General features: G+C 44.2%; 23 protein-coding genes. 6 read left to right on the top strand and 17 right to left on the bottom strand.

Annotation, left to right across the window (positions count from 1 at the left end; all coding sequences use genetic code 11):
• Nucleotides 1–7: 7 nt before the first annotated feature.
• The 9 genes from LZG75_RS04135 to LZG75_RS04095 form a co-directional block, all read right to left on the bottom strand.
• The gene (locus tag LZG75_RS04135; protein WP_233924844.1) at nucleotides 8–241 is read right to left on the bottom strand and encodes a hypothetical protein; all 234 of its coding nucleotides are present in this window, start codon (nucleotides 239–241) and stop codon (nucleotides 8–10) included.
• Entirely contained in the window at nucleotides 238–900 is a 663-nt protein-coding gene (gene fdh3B, locus LZG75_RS04130) for a formate dehydrogenase FDH3 subunit beta (protein WP_233924845.1), read from the bottom strand. Before fdh3B ends, LZG75_RS04135 begins: the two co-directional genes overlap by 4 nt.
• 36 nt (nucleotides 901–936) lie before the next feature.
• Nucleotides 937–3,921, bottom strand: a complete 2,985-nt coding sequence (locus tag LZG75_RS04125) for a formate dehydrogenase subunit alpha (RefSeq protein ID WP_233935520.1) — start codon at nucleotides 3,919–3,921, stop codon at nucleotides 937–939.
• Between the two features lie 52 nt (nucleotides 3,922–3,973).
• On the bottom strand, nucleotides 3,974–4,204 hold the full coding sequence (locus LZG75_RS04120) for a formate dehydrogenase (RefSeq protein WP_233924847.1): 231 nt from the start codon (nucleotides 4,202–4,204) through the stop codon (nucleotides 3,974–3,976).
• 114 nt (nucleotides 4,205–4,318) lie between these two features.
• Entirely contained in the window at nucleotides 4,319–4,918 is a 600-nt protein-coding gene (locus LZG75_RS04115; RefSeq protein ID WP_233924993.1) for a molecular chaperone, read from the bottom strand.
• A gap of 53 nt (nucleotides 4,919–4,971) precedes the next feature.
• The gene (locus LZG75_RS04110) at nucleotides 4,972–7,077 is read right to left on the bottom strand and encodes a 4Fe-4S binding protein (protein WP_233924848.1); all 2,106 of its coding nucleotides are present in this window, start codon (nucleotides 7,075–7,077) and stop codon (nucleotides 4,972–4,974) included.
• A 9-nt stretch (nucleotides 7,078–7,086) separates the two neighbouring features.
• On the bottom strand, nucleotides 7,087–7,668 hold the full coding sequence (locus LZG75_RS04105) for a DUF3306 domain-containing protein (protein WP_233924849.1): 582 nt from the start codon (nucleotides 7,666–7,668) through the stop codon (nucleotides 7,087–7,089).
• A complete protein-coding gene (locus LZG75_RS04100) occupies nucleotides 7,668–8,210 on the bottom strand; it encodes a DUF3305 domain-containing protein (RefSeq protein WP_233924850.1) in 543 nt (180 codons plus the stop codon). The genes LZG75_RS04105 and LZG75_RS04100 overlap by 1 nt, the downstream gene beginning before the upstream one ends.
• 44 nt (nucleotides 8,211–8,254) lie before the next feature.
• The gene (locus tag LZG75_RS04095; RefSeq protein WP_370634823.1) at nucleotides 8,255–9,244 is read right to left on the bottom strand and encodes a Bug family tripartite tricarboxylate transporter substrate binding protein; all 990 of its coding nucleotides are present in this window, start codon (nucleotides 9,242–9,244) and stop codon (nucleotides 8,255–8,257) included.
• A gap of 108 nt (nucleotides 9,245–9,352) precedes the next feature.
• On the opposite strand from LZG75_RS04095, the gene LZG75_RS04090 reads away from it, so the two are divergent.
• Nucleotides 9,353–9,742 (top strand): cytochrome c5 family protein, encoded by a 390-nt coding sequence (locus tag LZG75_RS04090; protein ID WP_233935518.1) that lies wholly within the window; start codon nucleotides 9,353–9,355, stop codon nucleotides 9,740–9,742.
• 12 nt (nucleotides 9,743–9,754) lie between these two features.
• On the top strand, nucleotides 9,755–10,429 hold the full coding sequence (locus tag LZG75_RS04085; protein WP_233935515.1) for an alpha/beta hydrolase: 675 nt from the start codon (nucleotides 9,755–9,757) through the stop codon (nucleotides 10,427–10,429).
• A gap of 18 nt (nucleotides 10,430–10,447) precedes the next feature.
• Here the strand turns inward: LZG75_RS04085 and LZG75_RS04080 are convergent, their stop codons facing one another.
• Nucleotides 10,448–10,678: a hypothetical protein gene (locus LZG75_RS04080; protein WP_233935513.1), complete on the bottom strand. Its 231-nt coding sequence runs from the start codon at nucleotides 10,676–10,678 to the stop codon at nucleotides 10,448–10,450.
• Between the two features lie 124 nt (nucleotides 10,679–10,802).
• Here LZG75_RS04080 and LZG75_RS04075 point away from each other — a divergent pair, with 124 nt between their 5' ends.
• Nucleotides 10,803–11,390: a histidine phosphatase family protein gene (locus tag LZG75_RS04075; RefSeq protein WP_233935510.1), complete on the top strand. Its 588-nt coding sequence runs from the start codon at nucleotides 10,803–10,805 to the stop codon at nucleotides 11,388–11,390.
• 12 nt (nucleotides 11,391–11,402) lie between these two features.
• On the opposite strand, the gene LZG75_RS04070 is transcribed toward LZG75_RS04075, so the two are convergent.
• The 6 genes from LZG75_RS04070 to LZG75_RS04045 all read right to left on the bottom strand — a co-directional run bounded on the left by LZG75_RS04070 (nucleotide 11,403) and on the right by LZG75_RS04045 (nucleotide 17,397).
• The gene (locus tag LZG75_RS04070) at nucleotides 11,403–12,206 is read right to left on the bottom strand and encodes a hypothetical protein (protein WP_233935508.1); all 804 of its coding nucleotides are present in this window, start codon (nucleotides 12,204–12,206) and stop codon (nucleotides 11,403–11,405) included.
• A gap of 62 nt (nucleotides 12,207–12,268) precedes the next feature.
• Entirely contained in the window at nucleotides 12,269–14,368 is a 2,100-nt protein-coding gene (locus LZG75_RS04065) for a TonB-dependent receptor (RefSeq protein ID WP_233935506.1), read from the bottom strand.
• A gap of 79 nt (nucleotides 14,369–14,447) precedes the next feature.
• Nucleotides 14,448–14,828, bottom strand: coding sequence for a hypothetical protein (locus LZG75_RS04060; protein WP_233935503.1), 381 nt, complete (start codon nucleotides 14,826–14,828; stop codon nucleotides 14,448–14,450).
• Nucleotides 14,829–14,872: 44 nt separating this feature from the next.
• On the bottom strand, nucleotides 14,873–15,322 hold the full coding sequence (locus LZG75_RS04055; protein ID WP_233935500.1) for a tetratricopeptide repeat protein: 450 nt from the start codon (nucleotides 15,320–15,322) through the stop codon (nucleotides 14,873–14,875).
• Nucleotides 15,323–15,342: 20 nt separating this feature from the next.
• Nucleotides 15,343–16,089: a hypothetical protein gene (locus LZG75_RS04050; protein WP_233935498.1), complete on the bottom strand. Its 747-nt coding sequence runs from the start codon at nucleotides 16,087–16,089 to the stop codon at nucleotides 15,343–15,345.
• Between the two features lie 51 nt (nucleotides 16,090–16,140).
• Nucleotides 16,141–17,397 carry an MFS transporter gene (locus LZG75_RS04045; RefSeq protein ID WP_233935494.1) on the bottom strand — a complete coding sequence of 419 codons (1,257 nt, stop codon included), beginning with the start codon at nucleotides 17,395–17,397 and terminating at the stop codon, nucleotides 16,141–16,143.
• A 98-nt stretch (nucleotides 17,398–17,495) separates the two neighbouring features.
• Here LZG75_RS04045 and LZG75_RS04040 point away from each other — a divergent pair, with 98 nt between their 5' ends.
• From LZG75_RS04040 to LZG75_RS04030, 3 genes are read left to right on the top strand one after another with little or no spacing between them, the layout of a single operon-like run.
• Complete coding sequence (locus LZG75_RS04040) at nucleotides 17,496–17,735, top strand: hypothetical protein (protein ID WP_233924864.1); 240 nt, start codon at nucleotides 17,496–17,498, stop codon at nucleotides 17,733–17,735.
• Between the two features lie 20 nt (nucleotides 17,736–17,755).
• Nucleotides 17,756–17,938, top strand: a complete 183-nt coding sequence (locus LZG75_RS04035) for a hypothetical protein (RefSeq protein WP_233924865.1) — start codon at nucleotides 17,756–17,758, stop codon at nucleotides 17,936–17,938.
• Entirely contained in the window at nucleotides 17,935–18,087 is a 153-nt protein-coding gene (locus LZG75_RS04030) for a hypothetical protein (protein WP_233924866.1), read from the top strand. The genes LZG75_RS04035 and LZG75_RS04030 overlap by 4 nt, the downstream gene beginning before the upstream one ends.
• 15 nt (nucleotides 18,088–18,102) lie before the next feature.
• Here LZG75_RS04030 and LZG75_RS04025 read toward each other — a convergent pair whose 3' ends face one another.
• A complete protein-coding gene (locus LZG75_RS04025) occupies nucleotides 18,103–18,702 on the bottom strand; it encodes an isoprenylcysteine carboxylmethyltransferase family protein (RefSeq protein WP_233924867.1) in 600 nt (199 codons plus the stop codon).
• Nucleotides 18,703–18,776: the final 74 nt, after the last annotated feature.

Raw genomic sequence — 18,776 nt, 5'->3', positions numbered from 1 at the left:
TTGATCATTACTTAATACGGCTGTATTCAGTTTGATTTTGATTACGCTTATTGATTTCTTGTGTCCAGCTCACCTGATTACCTGGAGTCCAGCCTTTTGCCATAAAGCCATCATTGGCGCCCATATAAGGCGCAACATCAGGTCGCTTTGATGCTTTGAAGCCCTGCTCTTCATCTTTACATGCACTCAATAAGCCTAGCGCTAAACATACCAATAAGCCTGCTTTAAGAATTGCTTTCATGACTTACCTCCTTGCGGTCCGGGGGGTGCTTTAGTAGGCGCAGGCGGGGCTTCGCCTGGCTTGCCATATGCGGTAGTCCAACCAAACACGTTCGCACCAGCATTCTTTCCGTTAGTTTGCCGTTTAACCACACGGGCACGAAAGATATCGGCGATCACATCTCCATCTCCACCAATTAAAGCCTTGGTTGAACACATTTCAGCGCAAATGGGTAACTTGCCTTCTGCCAAACGATTACGACCATACTTCTCAAATTCAGCCACGCTACCATTGGCCTCTGGACCACCGCTGCAGAAGGTGCATTTATCCATTTTGCCGCGCATGCCAAACAAACCTGAAGTGGGAAATTGAGGCGCGCCAAACGGGCAAGCATACGAGCAATAACCACAGCCAATACAAATATCTTTATCGTGCAATACGACACCTTCATCGGTACGATAAAAACAGTCGACTGGGCAGACGGCCATACAAGGCGCATCTGAACAATGCATACAGGCAACGGAAATGGATTTTTCAGCGCCAATTACGCCATCATTAATCGTTACAACCCGCCGACGATTTACGCCCCAAGGTACTTCGTTTTCATTCTTACAGGCCGTAACGCAACCGTTGCATTCAATGCACCGTTCTGCGTCACAAATAAACTTCATTCTTGCCATGAGATTCTCCTGAATTTAGCTCGTTAATTTAGGTGCTTAGGCAAATTTTTCAATTTGGCACATCGTGGTTTTCGTTTCTTGCATCATCGTTACGCTGTCGTAGCCGTAGGTCGTTGCTGTATTCACCGCTTCACCTAAAACAACGGGACAGGCTCCGGTTGGATAGTATTCGCGCAGATTCTTGCCTTCCCACCATCCAGCAAAATGGAAAGGTACGAAAGCAGTATCTGGTCCAACTCGCTCAGTAACCATCGCCCGCACTTTAATTTTGGCTCCAGTGGGCGATTTAACCCAAACATAATCCCAATTTTTTATCCCCCGCCGAGCTGCAGCACCTGGATTTATTTCTACATAATTTTCTTGCTGTAGTTCTGCTAACCACGGGTTGGAGCGCGTTTCATCGCCACCGCCCTCATATTCAACAAGGCGTCCTGAAGTTAAAATGATCGGGAATTTTTCATACAACTTCTCGTTCAAATTCTGCTGCTGAACTGTTAGGAACAGAGTTGGTAAACGCCAGAAATTTTTCTTGTCGGCCGAAGTGGGATACTTGATCATCATATCGGGACGCGTACTGTACAACGCTTCACGATGCTGCGGAATTGGGTCTGGAAAATTCCACACCACAGCCCGCGCTTTAGCGTTACCGAATGGATGGCAACCATTTTTCATCACGACCCGCTGGATACCTCCAGATAAGTCGGTCTTCCAATTTTTGCCTTCAGCTAATTTTTGCTCTTCTGGCGTCAATTGACTCCACCAGCCCAATTTCTTCACAAAAGCAGCATCAAATTCAGGGTAGCCAGTAGTAATGGCAGAACCTTTGGAACAAGAACCATCTTCAGCCAATAGTGTTTTACCGTCTTTTTCTACCCCAAAGTTCGCACGGAAATTACCGCCGCCTTCCATCACGCTCTTGCTGGTGTCATATAGATTAGGCGAGCCCGGGTGTTTAATTGCCGCAGTACCGTAGCAAGGCCATGGCAAACCAAAGTAATCACCAGTCGTATCGTAACCACTAACTGGGTCTTTGCCGCCGCGTGATTTTAAGGTCTTCGGATCAAACACACTCATCATGCGCATGTGTGCTTTAAGGCGCTCAGGCGTTTGTCCCGTATAACCAATGGTCCAAACAGAACGATTAATTTCGCCCAAAATAGATTCAGGTTCAGGTTCACGCCACGATTTTCCCGCGTACTTCGAATCGAGCATTTTGTAGTTCACCGACAGCTCTTTACCAAACCCAAGGCGATCAGCAAAAGCTTGCATGATGACGTGATCAGGTACCGACTCAAATAAAGGATCGATGACTTTTTCCCGCCATTGAATCGAACGATTCGAGGCAGTTACAGAACCTTTGGTTTCGAACTGCGTGGTGGCCGGCAACAAATACACTGCCCGATCTTTATTCACTTGGCCGCCTGCAGCAGGTGGCATAGCAGCCATCGCCGCCGTTGCACTAGGATAGGGGTCGACTACCACCAATAACTCTAACTTATCCATTGCCTTTTTCATATCTAGGCCACGAGATTGCGAGTTCGGTGCATGACCCCAATAGAACACCCCTTTAACATTGGTAGCTTGATCAACCATGTCGCTTTTTTCCAGTACCGCATCAATCCAGCGGGAAACTGTCGTACCTGATTTTTCCATCATATCGGGCGCATAGCGGCCCTTAATCCAGTCATAATCCACACCCCACACGGTGGCGTAGTGCTTCCAAGAGCCAGCTGCTAAGCCATAGTAACCAGGCAATGAATCTGGATTTGGCCCCACATCAGTAGCGCCCTGCACATTATCGTGACCACGGAAAATATTTGCTCCGCCGCCCGATCTACCAATGTTGCCTAGGGCCAATTGCAAAATACAAGAAGCCCGAACCATCGCATTTCCAATAGTGTGTTGGGTTTGACCCATGCACCAAACAATTGTGCTGGGGCGATTCTTCGCCATGGTTTCAGCAACTTTATAAACTTCCGCTTCAGGAACACCACAGGCTGCTTCAACATTGGCAGGCGTCCATTTTTCCATCACATCTTTACGCACATCATCCATGCCGTAAACGCGATCGTTAATATATTTTTTATCTTCCCAGCCATTATTAAAGACGTGATACAAGACGCCAAATAAGAAAGGGATATCGGTTCCTGAGCGGATCCGCACATACTGATCTGACTTAGCTGCAGTGCGGGTATACCGTGGATCAACCACCATTAATTTGCAACCGTTTTCTTTAGCATGCAACATGCTCAACATCGACACGGGATGTGCCTCTGCGGCATTTGAGCCAATATAGAGTGCAGCTTTCGAATTCATCATGTCGTTATAGCTATTGGTCATAGCACCATAGCCCCAGGTATTGGCTACCCCGGCAACCGTAGTCGAGTGACAAATACGTGCTTGGTGATCGGTGTTATTGGTACCAAAGAATGAAACCCACTTACGCATTAAATAAGCTTGCTCATTATTGTGCTTAGATGAGCCAATAAAAAACAAAGAATCAGGAGTAGATTTAGTGCGCAACGCTTTCATCTTGGCGGTAATTTCATCAAGCGCTTGATCCCAAGAAATCTTTTGGTACTTGCCATCAACCAATTTCATTGGCGAGCGTAAACGGTAGTCGCCGTGGCCATGTTCACGTAAAGCAGCACCTTTTGCGCAATAAGAACCCAAGTTTATCGGCGAATCAAATACTGAATCCTGTCGAACCCAAACCCCATTTTCAACTGTTGCATCGACCGCGCAACCCACTGAGCAATGGGTACAAACGGTTCGCTTTACTTCAATCTTGCCGGCTTTGCCATCCAACATCGCCTTAGTTTCAACGGCATTCGCTTTTTGTAACAAGTTCAATTGTGAGACAGCTAGACCTGCGCCTACACCAATTCCTGAGCGCCGTAAAAAAGTTCGGCGATCCATAGTTGGCACAGCCGCTTTTAAACCCCGCGCCAAACTACCAATTAAATGTGTTGGGGTTTTGGAATTACTGCCAGAAGAAGATGTTTTACGAACCAGGCTCATGTGCTACTCCAGAAAGAATTCTTAAAGATTAATTATGTAAAGATTTAAATTCTTATATTAAAGTTGTTTCATAGTACTTTTTAATATGAGCCGACAACTGGTAGCCATCAGCCTGGGGTGCAATCGCACTGCCGACCTCTTGAATCACAGCTTGCCCTAAAGGTGTTTGCGACGCAACTGCTACAGCACCTGCGGCCACTCCTGCTGTCAGAAAAAAGGTTCTGCGCGATGGTTTGGTCGTGGGCTTCACAGCATCAGCAACGAAAGTCGATTTATTTGTCATAGATTGTCCAATCTAATGTAAATGCAAAATTGAATATTACGAGTTGAGTGTAATACGAATCAACCTTTAGTGCGCGGTTAGCTACAGCTAGTGTTAACCCTAGTTATTGTTCAATCACACCATATCAAAGCTTTGCGCCTCAATGGCAAAAAATTCGCGGATCAGTTGTGCAACTGGTAAGTAGAAATGGGTATCAGGCGCATTTTCTATTGCATCGCAACAATCCTCGTACCAACTACGCATATAGTTATTAAAGAATATTTTTTGATTCGTTAGGTTAGAAACTGCCGCATCATCACCAGCGATCAAATAGCGCATTACTTCGCATAAGGCGGCAAGATGATCTTCTGTCTCAGAAACACTTTCAGCAGCTTCTAAGCCAAAAGTCTGCAGAGCTCTGCGGATCTCGACTAAGGGCTTTTCATTTAAATGGCCAGCCATAAAATATGAGCCATTCAGAAATACATTGGGCCGACCCACCCCCACAAAATTCGCATCGTATTCTTTACGCCATTCATCTGCTTGACTATTTTTGGCGAGCGTTACTAAATTTCGCCAGGCGCTTGCTAAAACTGTGGCGTCATTGGTTTCGGGTAATGATGAGGCAATACGCTCTAATAAATCTTGGCTGGGGGGCTGATGCAGCAAGGCAGCCAATAAACCATATAGGTCAGCACGGGCCAAGTCTTCTGCTAAGCCAATCTCTCCCACCATTGCTGGTGATGCCTCTACTTGATCTAATTTGGGTTTTGGAGGATCTTGGCTCATCAAACATCTTTCATCATATCGACCACCCTACAGTCACTACACATTTTTAGGCGATTCTGGGCGGCTCCAGAAAAAGCTTCATGGGTTCCTAGTCGACCCAACATGAGCTCTACCATTTTTAAGGTGCCAAAAGCCTTGCCGCAACTAATGCAATGGTAAGGCAGGGTTTCATTCAGGATAACCTTTTGCTTGCGTTGTTCCACACTCAATAAGCGTGGCACTAATTGCAAGGCATTTTCGGGACAAGTTTGAACGCACAAACCGCATTGCACACATTGCTTTTCTAAAAAGGATAACTTTGGTTCATCGGGGTTATCTAATAGTGCACCTTCAGGACAGCTACCTACACAGGACATACACAAAGTGCAGGCCGCTTGATCAATAGCAAGGCCACCGAATAATGAAGGGGTAGGCAAAACTGCGCCCTCGGTCGGTAGCGAGGTTTTAGCTTGCTTCTCGAAATAAGTCAGTACAGCCTCTAATGTTTCGCGCTTTTGATTGGCCAAGCCAAATGAGGCTGGTGCGCCTAAAGTAGGTAAAGCGCCGCGTTTGCGGAGGATGCCGAGCGCTTTACTGACGGTTTCTAAATCATCGTCGGAATGCGCCTCAATCATACTTATCCGAGTTTCAGAAGAATTGAGATTTAAACCATAGGCTTGCAAAACAGCATTGCCTAATGCAACTTGCTGGGCGAGCGCCTGACGATAAGCCGGATCTTCATTCCCAGTTAAGAGAAGCTTGACCTCAGCAAAGCCAAAACTCAAAGCACCCAACCATAGTTCGATCCCAGTTGAGGCAATATTTTCAAGGCCTAAAGGCAAGACAAAACTGGGGAGGCCTTCATAATTCTTAGCCTGTAAATGGGCGGCACGACCCAAACTCTCGATGAGTTGCAGGCCTTCAGTGTGACTATGTAAAAGTAAGGTAGGTGCGCTGGCAGCTAAATTTGTTCGGGCGATTTCGTTAGCATAGGTTTTGCTTAACGCCTTTAGTTGCAAGCCCTGATGCGAAACGCTCGGATAGTTGTAACGCATCGCACCCGATGGGCAAACTGTGGAACAAGCCCCGCAACCCATGCATAAATTGGGATTAACCGCTACTTGACCTTGCCCATTTTTAAAGACCGACTGAATCGCCGCAGTTGAACACACATCGATACACGCAGAACACCCGGTAAGCCCATTACGACCATGTGCGCAAATTTTTTCGTTGTAAACAAAATATTTTGGTTTTTCAAACTCACCAACCAAACCCAATAACTTCGAGGCAGCTAAAGCTTGCTCAAACGGGTCGACACCTGGTGCCAAATAGCCTTGTGGCGTTTGGCTCATCGGCATTCCAGTGTTGGCGCGTAAATCCATAATTAAATCGAACTCGCCACTACGCAAAGTGTCGGGTCGATCAAACTGAATTGCACCAATGCCTGCACAGGCAGTAACACAAGCACGATGCGATTGACAGCGCGCCAAATTAATTTGGAAAGAAGCATCAATTGCATCCTCGGGACACGCGGTCACGCAAGCGCCACAGCGCGTACACATTTCAGGATCAATGGGATTGATTAAATTCCACTCAACCGTAAATTGCCCTAAAAAACCCGCTAAGCTCGATACCACTCCGCTATAAATTGGAAAATCGCGATTCAATGGAAGTGCCCCTGCTTCAGTAGCTAAAACACTAATATCGAGTGCTGCGCCTAATTTCTCAGCCCATGGCAAAGCTTGGTGTGCAGGGCCAATAATCAGTAAGCGCCCTTGACTTTCAAAGTTAACTACGGGAACTGGATCGGCCTGTGGCACCTCAGCCAAAGCCAATAAAGCTAAGATTTTAGGGGTGGATTTTTTTGCTTCTTGAGTCCAGCCCGCTAGCTCACGAATATTGACAAAACGCAGGGGCGCGCCTAAGGGCTTAGCCGATTGCTCTGCCAACTCACTAAATAAAGCGCGTTCTTGCGTACAGGCCACAATGATCGGCTCAGGCTCGCCAAGTGCTGTCAAAAATTGACCGACTTCTTGACGACATAAAGAGGTATGCACTGCAAGACCTAGTGCTTTCGCATCAAGGGGCATGGTTCGGTTGCAATCACAAACGAATAACTTGGTCATGGTTTACTTTTAGGTTTTTAATTGGGGATCAAGCGGTGGTTTGCTTGACTTAATCTCAGTAACTTCGGTCTTAGGCTCTGGCGGCAAAATATGCGTCACCTCATTAGACTCCCTAGACTCCCGATCAAGCGCCTCCAATGCCATTTTTTCTTTGGTGTCTTCAGTGGCTTGGTCCTGAGCGTCTTCTTCGGCCTTAAAGAGATTTAGCATCTTTGATTGCACCAAACGTCGCAGCATTTCAGGTGGAATAGGGTCTGGCTTGGAATAGTCATCAATATAAATATCTAAACCATCCATGATGTTATAGCGGGGGTCAGAAAATAATTTCTTCAGAGCAGCACGCTTAACATCAGGATCAACCCCACTTTGCATAAAGACCGAAAAATCATCTTGATGATTAAGCTTCGCAACATCGTCTAATGTCAACTGGGGTAGTACTTCGCTTGTCGTTGCTGACTGCTGCGCCGGGAGTTTGTTGGACTTTGCGCTCTCAGCCAAATTGGCGGGGGTTTCAGCGACCGGCTTCACTTCATTCGGTAATTCCTGTCCAGCCTTGCGTTGCGACCAGCGATTTAAAAAACCATCTGCCATTATTCCTCCGCTGGGCGCACTGCGCCCTTGAAAGAAGCCGGTTTTTGGCGCCGCTTCGGCTCAGGTCGATATTTTTCATCGACATACTCCGTAAGCCAAGTAATTTGTTCAGCACTCATGGGTATATTGTCAACCGTTTCACCCCCATCCAATAAACGGGCTGCTTCGTTATAGCTAACTAAAATCCGGTGAGGAATTGCCAGCGCTTCATTAGCAATTAAAAATGTTTGCGACTGCTGAGTGATATACGCTTGCGGCTCCTCTTCTAAACGCCACATCACAAACCAACATGGGCTTTGCGCTATTACATTTAAGTAATATCCTTCTGCTTCGTCAACAAAGAGGTTTAAATTAAAGCCCGTAAAAAGCCATGATTCACCCAAATCATTGCGCTCTAAAAAGCGGCCGCTTATTTTTTGCGTACGCTCCAATGTTTCAGCTCCAAACTGACCAATGTCTGGAATCACCTCTTGAGGAAACCAGCGATGACTAACCCATTGATTGGTCATTTTTTGTTTACGCATAACAACTGCAAATTGCATCAATTTTCTCGTTTCTAGTCGACATTCATTAATTAGTTGCAACACTAATCAGGGGTAATACCTTTTTCTTTTATTACCTTAGCCCATGCGCTAGACTCTTTTGCCATATATTTAGCAAGTTCATCCCGCGACATTGGGTTGGGAGTTAAACCATGCTCTACCAGAGCGGCAGCGACCTCTTTGTCATTCAAAACTTTGACAATTTCTAAATTCCAGCGATCTAATAAAACAGTTGGCGTTTTGCTAGGCGCAACGAAAGCATACCAGTTGGTTGCATCAAAACCTGGATAACCCGACTCAGCAATAGTGGGCACATTCGGAAATAAGGGCGCCCTTTTTGCACCGGTGGTGGCCAACGCTACCAACTTACCTGTTTTAATATGTGGCGAGGCTGACGACAGTGCAGAGTAATAAGACGAAACTCGTCCAGCTAAGACGTCAACCAAAGCGGGGTTACCCCCTTTGTACGGAATATGTACTACATCGATGCCCGCTCGTAAATTAAATAATTCTCCCTGCAAATGCGATGCGGAACCATTCCCAGTTGAGGCGTACGTTAACTTGCCTGGCTCTTTTTTTGCTAAAGCCACAAATTCTTTTAGTGTAGTCACACCTAAAGAAGGTGGTACCACTAATATATTTGGAAAGCTCATTCCCATGGTTAAGGGCGCCAAATCTTTAACGGGATCGTAAGGGAGTTTCATTAAATGGGGCGCAATCGTTAACGGCCCAATCGAACCTAATAAAATCATTGAACCATCTGTTGGTCCATTCGCCACCGTAGCATGGGCAATATTACCGCCAGCGCCAGGCTTATTATCAACGACCACCGTTTGACCAATATTTTCACCCAATTTTTTAGCGATTAAGCGCGCGCCGGTGTCAGCCGCGCCACCAGCAGCAAAGCCAACCACCATGGTGACTGTTTTTTTAGGGGGAAACTCTTGCGCCTGGAGAGCTGGACTTAACAACAGCCCCATCAATGGCAATAAAGTTACCTTCAATATACGTACTAAATACGATTTTTTATTCATTTATGCTCCTTTGCGCGACTTATTCATATCTATTGCAGGCTATTTTAGGAGCTTTTGCAGAATTATTGATTCAACGATACAATTTTTTATCCCCTCTCCTTAGAAACTATGATGAAATATGTAGTAATTACCCTTGGAATACTCTCTTTAAGCGCAAATTCCTATGCGGCCAGCGGCTCTGAAACGTATCAGCAAGTGTGTTCTGCTTGTCATGCTACAGGGCTTAATAATGCACCGAAAGTTGGCGATAAAAAACAATGGGGGAAACTCATTAAAGAAGGTCAAGCAAATATCAGTGCCGATGGTTACTATGGCGTGCGAGCTATGCCTGCCCGAGGTGGCAGCCCGAATTTATCCGTCGCAGAATTTGCCGCTGCTGTAGTGCATATGGCAAATCAAGCCGGTGCAAATTGGCAAAACCCAGATGAGGCGATGCTAAAAACCATTAATGAGCGTCTGGCCAAAAAACAAGCCCAAGCCAATGCTAAAAAAACGTAAGCACTTTATTTCATGAGCGATTTATTACCTTGCATCGAAATTGAAACGGCGCCTAATCCTCAAGCTGCAGTCATATGGCTACATGGTCTCGGTGCCGATGGCAATGATTTTGCCTCAGTCGTTCCCCAGCTTGATTTAACAGGCTGCTTACCAATTCGCTTTGTATTTCCTAGTGCGCCGAGCATGCCCGTGACTATCAATGGAGGCTATGTGATGCCGGCTTGGTACGATATTGCTGCGCCCGATTTAACCCATCAACAAGATATCAAAGGTATTCAAAAATCAGCCAGCGCTATAGCTGCGTTGATTGAACGTGAAATACAAAAGGGTATTCCATCGAACAAAATAGTCCTTGCTGGGTTTTCACAAGGCTGTGCGATGGCTCTATATATTGGTTTAAGTTTTCCACAACCTCTAGCAGGCATCATAGCTCTGTCAGGTTATTTACCGCTCGCAGAACAGTTTCTCAGCTTTAGAAATAAGGCCAATTTCAATACCCCTATTTTTATGGCGCATGGGGTTTGGGATCCAGTCGTCATTCCTAAACGGGGTGAAGATTCGCATGCTTTACTCAAACAACATAGTTACCAGGTCAATTGGCAAACCTATCCAATGGAACACTCGGTTCACCCAACTGAGCTAGCTGATATTTCTTTATTTCTACAGGAAGTACTGTCACTTGCTTAGTTCTCGTCTTATAAGCAACTAACAATTATCAGTTGGGCACGCCTTAACGCAATTTTGCCGCTTCATGGCGCAACTATTTTTTGCTACCAAATCAGTTGCTTTTTCCATGCAAAGGTTATTGTCCATATCACACTCGCGCACACACCCTTGGTCCTTATTGCCCATATCAACATTAGGCGCATAGGTGCCACAAGCACTTAAGGTAAATAGGCAGATCGCGCTAAGACAAATAAATTTATTCAAGTACACAATAATTCCTAAATCTACTGTTAAGAGGTATTTTTATGCAGGTTTTCATTGATTAATACATTTTCTATTAAGATTCAATATTATCTATTAATTATTTCAAGCTTGTGGAGTGCTTATATCTAATATGAATAACCCTATCAGACGTAGGCTTACAGTTTTTTTTATTGGCTTACCTCTTTATTTATTTGGCGCCAGTGTTTATGCGGGGCTAAAAGAGGATCTGAATGATGGTCATCATGTGCTGTTGATACGCCACGCCGACGCTCCCGGCATCGGCGACCCGGCCGGCTATAAACTCGACCAATGCGCTACCCAACGCAATTTAGGTGAGCGCGGGCGCAAACAATCTGAACTCATTGGTGCTTGGCTGGCTAAACAAGGCATTGATAAAGCTCAGGTGTTTACTAGTCCTTGGTGCCGGTGCGTTGATACCGCAAAATTACTAAAAAAGGGCGCCATCACAATTGAGGCCTCACTTGGCTCCTTTTTTGATGACATGTCTTTAGAAAAAACCCAAACTCAGGCGCTGCAAACCTTCATTAAAAATAGCCTTGCTAAAAATTCGCAGACGCCCTTAATTTTAGTAACTCATCATGTCAATATTCAAGCATTTACGGGCAAGGTTGTTAATGTAGGCGATATGGTCTTAGTAAGAGTAGATAAAGCTGGGCGCTATCTCAGCCATACCCATTACCCTAGTCCGCAGCCATAATATACAGTCGAATTACATCGAGTTACGGAAATGAGCAATCTCCTGATCAACTCGATCTAAATTAATCATCCCATCTCGGGGGTGCTCGATATCGAGGACCAGTGAAATTGTCGCGACCATCACAATAATGAAGACGATCGTTAAAAGCCAGTCTCGCCGCTCTTCAATACCCATGATGTAACCAGCCACCAAAGAACCAACAAACGCGAGTAAAAATAATAATGCCCATAAGGCTGGCGGCGGATGCGTTTTCATTCCAACACGCTGGTAATCAGAGGCGTCAAACATTGCGGAAATGGTCGGCAAAATTTTTGCAGCCACTAATGTATCTGCAAAGCTTAAAGGGCTCATGGTTTTTACCGCTTTAACAGCGCCCTGCCAAATCTCGTTACCGATCTCTAAACGCTGTTGAAAGATCTTTGCCTGATCTTCTATTGCCATTGGTTTTTTATAAACCTGAAGGCGTAAATCAACATATTTTTTAAATAAAGCCCTTAACTTGGGTTGATCTTCAGCTTTTAGTAAGTCGATGGATAAATAAGCGCTACTTATAGTGCTGAGCTCATTCATGATTAAGTCTCGACGCTTATCAAACCGATCAGAAGCTCCAGAAAAAGTAATGGCAATGACCAGAGCCAACAAACCAAAAATTGCTGCCATGAACGTATCGCTAGCATTGATCTTGCTAGCATTGTATTTTGCTTTAGCTCGCCGGCCAACTTGCCAACCAATCTCTACCATTAAGGCCATACCAAGAATTAAGGTAACAGCAACTAGATGATGATCAATAATATAAATTCTTAATGCTTCGTTCATTATCAATTTCAGTTTCTGGTAAGCGGATGTTTAGATAATATTTTTAGTCAAGCAAAAAAACTTTAAAAACTCGCTTTCACCCCGACCATAATACTCCGTCCAGGCTGTGGAGCATAAAGTCGCACTGGCATTGGCGTAGTGGCATAACGGATATCTTGATTTAAGAGATTTTTTAGCACCATATACGCTGTCCAATTAATTTTATTCATTTTTTCGGTATAGGAAACTCCACCGTTTAATAGGCTATAGCTTGGGGTTGGGCCAATTTCAAAGGAGGCCAGTCGAGTTTGCTGTAAACCGTAAATATAAGTAGCATTAGTCAGCCATCCACCAGTCCGGTGCGCTAACTCTAGTCCCATGCGGGGGGCTGGTTGAAGCGGTAAATTCCCGCTAATTTGGCCGCCGCTATTAAACGTGCCATACGATACATCACCAAAAATACGTCCAGCAGCACCCTTTTGATTCCAGTTATAAGTTAGCTCACCTTCTGCGCCACGAATGGTGGCATTTGCTTGTGATGACTGTACTACTGAGAAGTTTTCATTAGAGGGGCTATACGCACCAGTATAAAAACCATAAATATAATTAGAAAACATATTTTGATAAACGCTCGCTTTACCACGTAGCAAGCCAACTGTTTTCTGAATATTTACCTCAAGATTGCGGGATGTCTCGGTTGATAAATTCGAGTTACCTACATCGAAGGTAGCAGTTGCATCGTGTGGACCATACGAGTAAAGTTCTTGTGCGCTTGGTGCTCGTTGCGATACAGTAAACGCCATTCCTAAGCCGTAGCCACCCTGCATATTCCACATGCCGCCTGCTGAATACGAAAAAAGATTAAAGTTGCGATTTTGCAGGCTAGGCGCCGTGGGATTAGGACTGCCGTTTTGACTTGTAAAATCAATATCGGTAGGAAATGCCGTCGACTGATTGGGATTTTGTGAAACTAAGTTATAGCGTGCACCCAAACTTGTTTGTAAAGCCCCAAAACGACCTTCTTCAATCCAAAATACCGAATTTGAATTACTTTTCGTGGGCGGCACAATCGCGTAGCTATTTGACTGCAAGTCGGTAGCGTTTAAGCTTGCTCCAGTAAATTGAGCACCGACCGTACCACTCCAACCCAAAATTTCTTTATGGGCTAATTCAAATCTTGCCTCATTCGCTTTGTTGCTCCACTGGGTAAAAGCTGCGCCATTATTGTTATATTCGGTATGTAGATAATTAATATTAGCTGCATTAAATTTAAACGAGGAAAAACCTGCAAATGGATCGCGGGTTTGGTGACTAAAGTCGTAACGATTTTGAGATTGTTGAATAAAACCACCCTCACTCGTTGGCGTACCATAGTTATGATTGAGGCGTTCGACTGAAATACCAGTATATCCAGACTGCCCTACATACGATGCACCCAATCCCAAATTATTTTGGTTGCTATAAGAAAAGGGAAGTTTGCCGCTGTAAGGTACATTCACTGGCTCACCCGGATTAATTGCCCAATTTGCATTTGGGCCGTTTAGTTCGGCATTGCCTGGAATACGATAGTTATTGGCATTATTCACAGCTGTATCTAAATGTAGGGCAACTGAGCCGATCGCGGTATCGAGATCCAATGAGGCGGCCTTCCCTTGATTCACGCTTTCTACACTAGTATTGATTACACCTGTCGTAGCGTCGGGTAGATTAGTGAGAATACGGTCATTCACAATATTAACTAAGCCACCGCTTGAGCCCGAACCATAGAGTAATGCTGCGGCGCCACGCAAGATTTCAATTTGCCGCGCTGTTTGAATCGGAGTTGCCACAGCATGATCAGCTGAAATATTCGAGACATCGCCAACGGATATACCATTTTGTAAAATTTGCACTCTTGGGCCGTCCAGACCGCGAATTACTGGGCGGGAGGAACCCGAACCATATCCGGTAGCTGATACACCTAATTCATTTGCTAACGTTGCCCCAAGCGTAGCGCCTAGTTTATTTTGCAGCTCATCGCCAGCCAAAATTTTTGTTGGCGTCAAAATACTTTGGCCACCCTCACGCGAGCCTGTAACGTCAACTTGTAGAGAGTTGGCATCTTGATTTTGCGCAAAAGCTACCGTACTTGAGCTCGATAGAGCCAAGGCGAAAGCCAGTTTACTTACTTTAAAATTTTTCATCCCTACCTTGATCACTCTATTGCCTAGCAATAGTCTTAAAGATGTTCGCCTAAAAAAAGCAAACTAAATCTAAAAAGTGTTACAAGTTAAGGATAGGAGGCGCCTGAGATTGATAGGGCCAAAATGCCGTTGGCTTGGCCAGAGAAATGAAAACTGCAGCAGGTAAATTATTGTCATGCTGCTGAAGATGAAAAGTAAAGCTTGCTGTAGTAAGACAACCACCCAGCAACAAGGCATCGAATAAGTGGCAACTACTTTTTGCCTGTTCAGATTGAATTGGTCCAGCCTGTTTTGCATGTTGAAAAGCAGCGCTTATTTGCGTTTCTGCCCCCAAGCCTGAATGGGCAATGCCATGGTAAAAACCGAGCCACTGCACACCAAGCAAAGCCAGCGCCAGAAAGCCTGAGAGCAATAGGAGGCGCGTTTTGCGTTTAAGGGAAGTGACTGGGATGAGAAGCATTGCTGGCTATTTTACTTAAATGAAAGGGCTAATTCTCAATGGCCCTATTTTTGGGCTTTTTTATAGCTTGCAACTGCTTCTTTTAAATCACTATATTCCTCGCAACCAAACGTGCAGGTTTTATCCAGTCTGGCTAATAAACCTTCGGCGCCCGTCAAATTTTTATTGAGCAACATTAATTTTCCGTAATACTCTAAAGCGCCACGATGGGTAGGATCAATAGCCAAAGCGGCTTGATAAAATTTTTCTGCGCCAACTAAGTCGGGTGGGGTTTTCTTGCGTAAGCTATAACCCATTAAATTATTCCAGTCTGCTGATGTAGGATCATTAGCCGCCTGCAACTGTTTAATAGCGTCATCATATTGGCCTGCTTTTACAGCAATACGAGCATTAATGAGCCAGACGGGATCGAATTTAACTGGCGGGGAATCGGCAGCAAATCCCGTCCCACAAAATTGCCAAGCCATAAAAAAAGAGAGTAAGTATTTTTTCATTGAATTCCTCATAAAGTTCCTTATTGACGTTGATACGAGTTATAAAAATTATCCTGAATCACATAAGCCTTACCCTGCGCCTGCAAGACCAAATCTTGGGAAAGCGTTTTAACTGCATATGTCCAGCCATCGGGTAACTTAAGGCGCGTGGCTAATTGCGCCAAATCGTTCATGGACAAGTTAGGGTCAGCAATTTGTGAATACGATTGCATAATATAAGTCTGTCCTTGGGGTGAAGTTAGTTGGTAAATTAGCGTGCCACTCTTGTAAATAAACGCTGTTTTGCGGTTTACCACATTCGGCACAAAAAATTGGGTGCCTGCTAATTGCCGCTTTATACCCACATCTAAAGTTGCCCGTAAGCTCATTTCAATACCGCCGAAATTCTCAATGACATCTTGGGCTGTTTTGCCAGCAGCTTTAATCTCATCCATAGTCCAGTAACGCGGGCCATTCAGACGCACAAATGAGGCATCATTTTTTTTCTCAATTACTTTAACGTCGAGTGCTTTCCATAATGCCTCAGGACATTCGTTAAGACCCTGGGTATTAAATACTTTTACTGTCAGGGTACCCAAATGACGCTTGCCATACAACACTTCGCAATAGCGTAGGTTACGTAAGCCTGATATCGATTTAGTGTACTGATTTTCTGAAGGAGGTGGATTTACCTCGTTCGCCTGAGTTTCTACGGCGGATGCAGCGAGGGGAGTAAATAACTGAGCGAAGAAAATAAGGCTTAAAACACCGATATTAGTAATTGTCATCTTGAGATAGTTAAATAAAAAAAGTGGGTTTGCTTAAAATAGGCCAAAAAATTAGCTGGGCGGTTGATTTGCAGGCGCTCGATACGGATGAATTTTACCGACAAGCCAAAAAGTTAGCAAACCGCACAGCACTGCGCCATAGCCAACCCTGTTGTAATGCTCAATTTGTCCGCCTGGGCTAATAGTAATAACCATTCCGGCTATTACCGATGCAATTCCTGAGCCTAGCATTTGTACCGAGCCAATTAAGCTCATAAAGGTGCCCCTGTTTTTGGGCTCAATCACCTGACTCACCATAGCCATTGCTGGAATCATGCGCCCTGAAACTAAGATAAAAAATGCGGTGGAATTAATGAGTACCAACCAAATGGGTACGGGGACTAAATTCGTGGTGACAATAATCGGTACCAAACTCAATATTGCTAAGGCGCGAAAAGTACGCTTTTTACCGTAACGGTCAGCTAAAGACCCAATATAACGCGAGCTCAATAAAGATGCGATACCGCCAAACAGATAAACCAAGGAAATATAAGCATCAGGTACGCCTACATTCATGGTGAAGTAGAGCGCGATATAAGGAATGACAGAAAATCCTGTCAGCATAATCAAGGCCATAAAACAAAAAGCAATCAGGTGATCGCGCTGTACCACTAAGCGATAAATTTGTCGAAAGCGATTCCCATCAGCCTTATGGGCTAAATGACCTGCAATTGAGGGGATAAATTGATAGCCCAGCCAAAAAATAAGGCTGGCTAAAAGCGCGATAAAAATAAATGGGGCGCGCCAACCTAAAAAAGAAATATGGTTAGCTAAAAATAAACTTAGGGGAACACCCGCAACGGTTGAGACCGAAAATGCCGCCATGACTGTGCCAATTGCTTTACCTCGGCGCTCAAATGGAATCACATCAGCCACAATGGTTTGCACTAGTGAACCCAAGATGCCGCCAAAAACACCAGCTAAGGCACGCGCGAGAAACAATGTTTCATATGATGTAGCTAGGCCACAAGCTAAGGTAGCTAGGGTAAAGGCAATATAGAGACTTAGCAATAGCTTGCGCCGCTCGAAGCGATCAATATAGTATGTAGCAAATACGCCGGCGATGGCAGCAGCAAATGTATAAGAGGAGATAAGTAAGCCAAATTGATGGGTATTAATTTGGAAAGCACTAATAAATTGAGGCCCTAAAGGCATCATGATCATAAAATCCAGAATATGAGTAAACTGAATTCCTGCCAGCGCAAATAGAAAATAGCGTTCGCTTTTTTTACTACCACCTAAATATTGCAGCACTGAATTGGGGCTCAAGGAAATTTCCGCGAATTGATGTCTAAAATGAGGATTTACTTAATAATACTTAGATCTTATGTATTATTTATTTAGGCTCAATTATCCCGTATCCCATAATGATCAAACACATAATTCAATGGACTTTATTAACTTTAGGGCTTTTTCTCATTTTCTTTGGATTATTAACGTGTGTATTTGTAATGTTAGGTCTGTATGAGTTTGAATTATTTAATTTTCGCCTATCCTCAGGGGTGCGCGTGATTAGCGAATTGTCGATTGCCGGCTGTTTACTATTAGCAATGAGTTTTGGTATAGATGATTATTTTAATGAGCCCATTAAGATCGGCTCTAAATAAGATTTTAACTAAGGAGATATATGTTTAAAAAATCGGATTTTTTTATCTTGCTTGCAGTGGTTATTTCATTTATAACTTCGGCCTACCTATGGTTTGTGGTTGGCGATAAAGATCAGGCCATCTTTACCTCTCTCTGGGTACCTTCCATTTTTGGCTTTGCTATTTATTTCAAAGTTTCGGCTTTATTGAGCAGAAAATCATGAGTAACACTGTCCTACTCATTATTTCTATTTTTGTCTTTTGTCTACTTGTGACAGGTTTACTACTGATGGTGCGAGAATTTATGGGAATGATGGAGGAAGCCTCTCCTGAAGTAAAACATTGGCTCGACACTAGCAACGACAAAAAATAGAAGCGATCTGGCTGCTTAGTATATTAGTGGCAAAAGCTTGCGAACGTGTTTTTGATAATCTGAATATTCAGGAAAAGTAGTAACTAACCACTGCTCTTCTTTTCTCGATTTGATGTCAAAGAATATAAAAATCAAGCCTACATAAGCAAGGGTTAGTTCGCCCTGGGTAATTAAAAACCAAGCAAAAGAAAGCATAATGACCCCAAAATAAATCGGATGCCGGACCAACCGATACAATCCCCTTCTCACGAATTTAGCCCCCGGTTTTGGCCCAGGGAGTGGGGTCAGGTTGCTGCCCAACTGAAATGCGGCCACCCCAGAAAAAATGATGCTCGTAGTAAATAAGATCCAGCCTAGCCAAAATAGCCAATGACTGATTGAGCCCGTCCATATTTTTTCACCGCTCAAACTACTAGGGCCAAAGAATAGTAAAACTAATAATAAAGCTTGGATAAGGACATAGAGCGCTCCGCGCGCAAATATAGAGGGTGGACTTGGCGGGTTTGGTTTACTATCCATAACAAGATCCTCTTTTAAGCATGCCTCAATGGTATGCGCATTCAGAATATAATAAATCGGATGTTTAATGTTTCTTTTTAAAAGACCTAGCGCCATGAAAATGAATCTTCCCAACACCTTATTATTTGTTTGTACTGCATTAAGCTGCTTACTAATAGTAGCGCCGAATG

Source organism: Polynucleobacter sp. IMCC30063 (genome assembly GCF_021395235.1).
In the GTDB taxonomy this organism is placed as follows: domain Bacteria; phylum Pseudomonadota; class Gammaproteobacteria; order Burkholderiales; family Burkholderiaceae; genus Polynucleobacter.
This window is presented reverse-complemented; position numbering and strand designations above follow the sequence as displayed.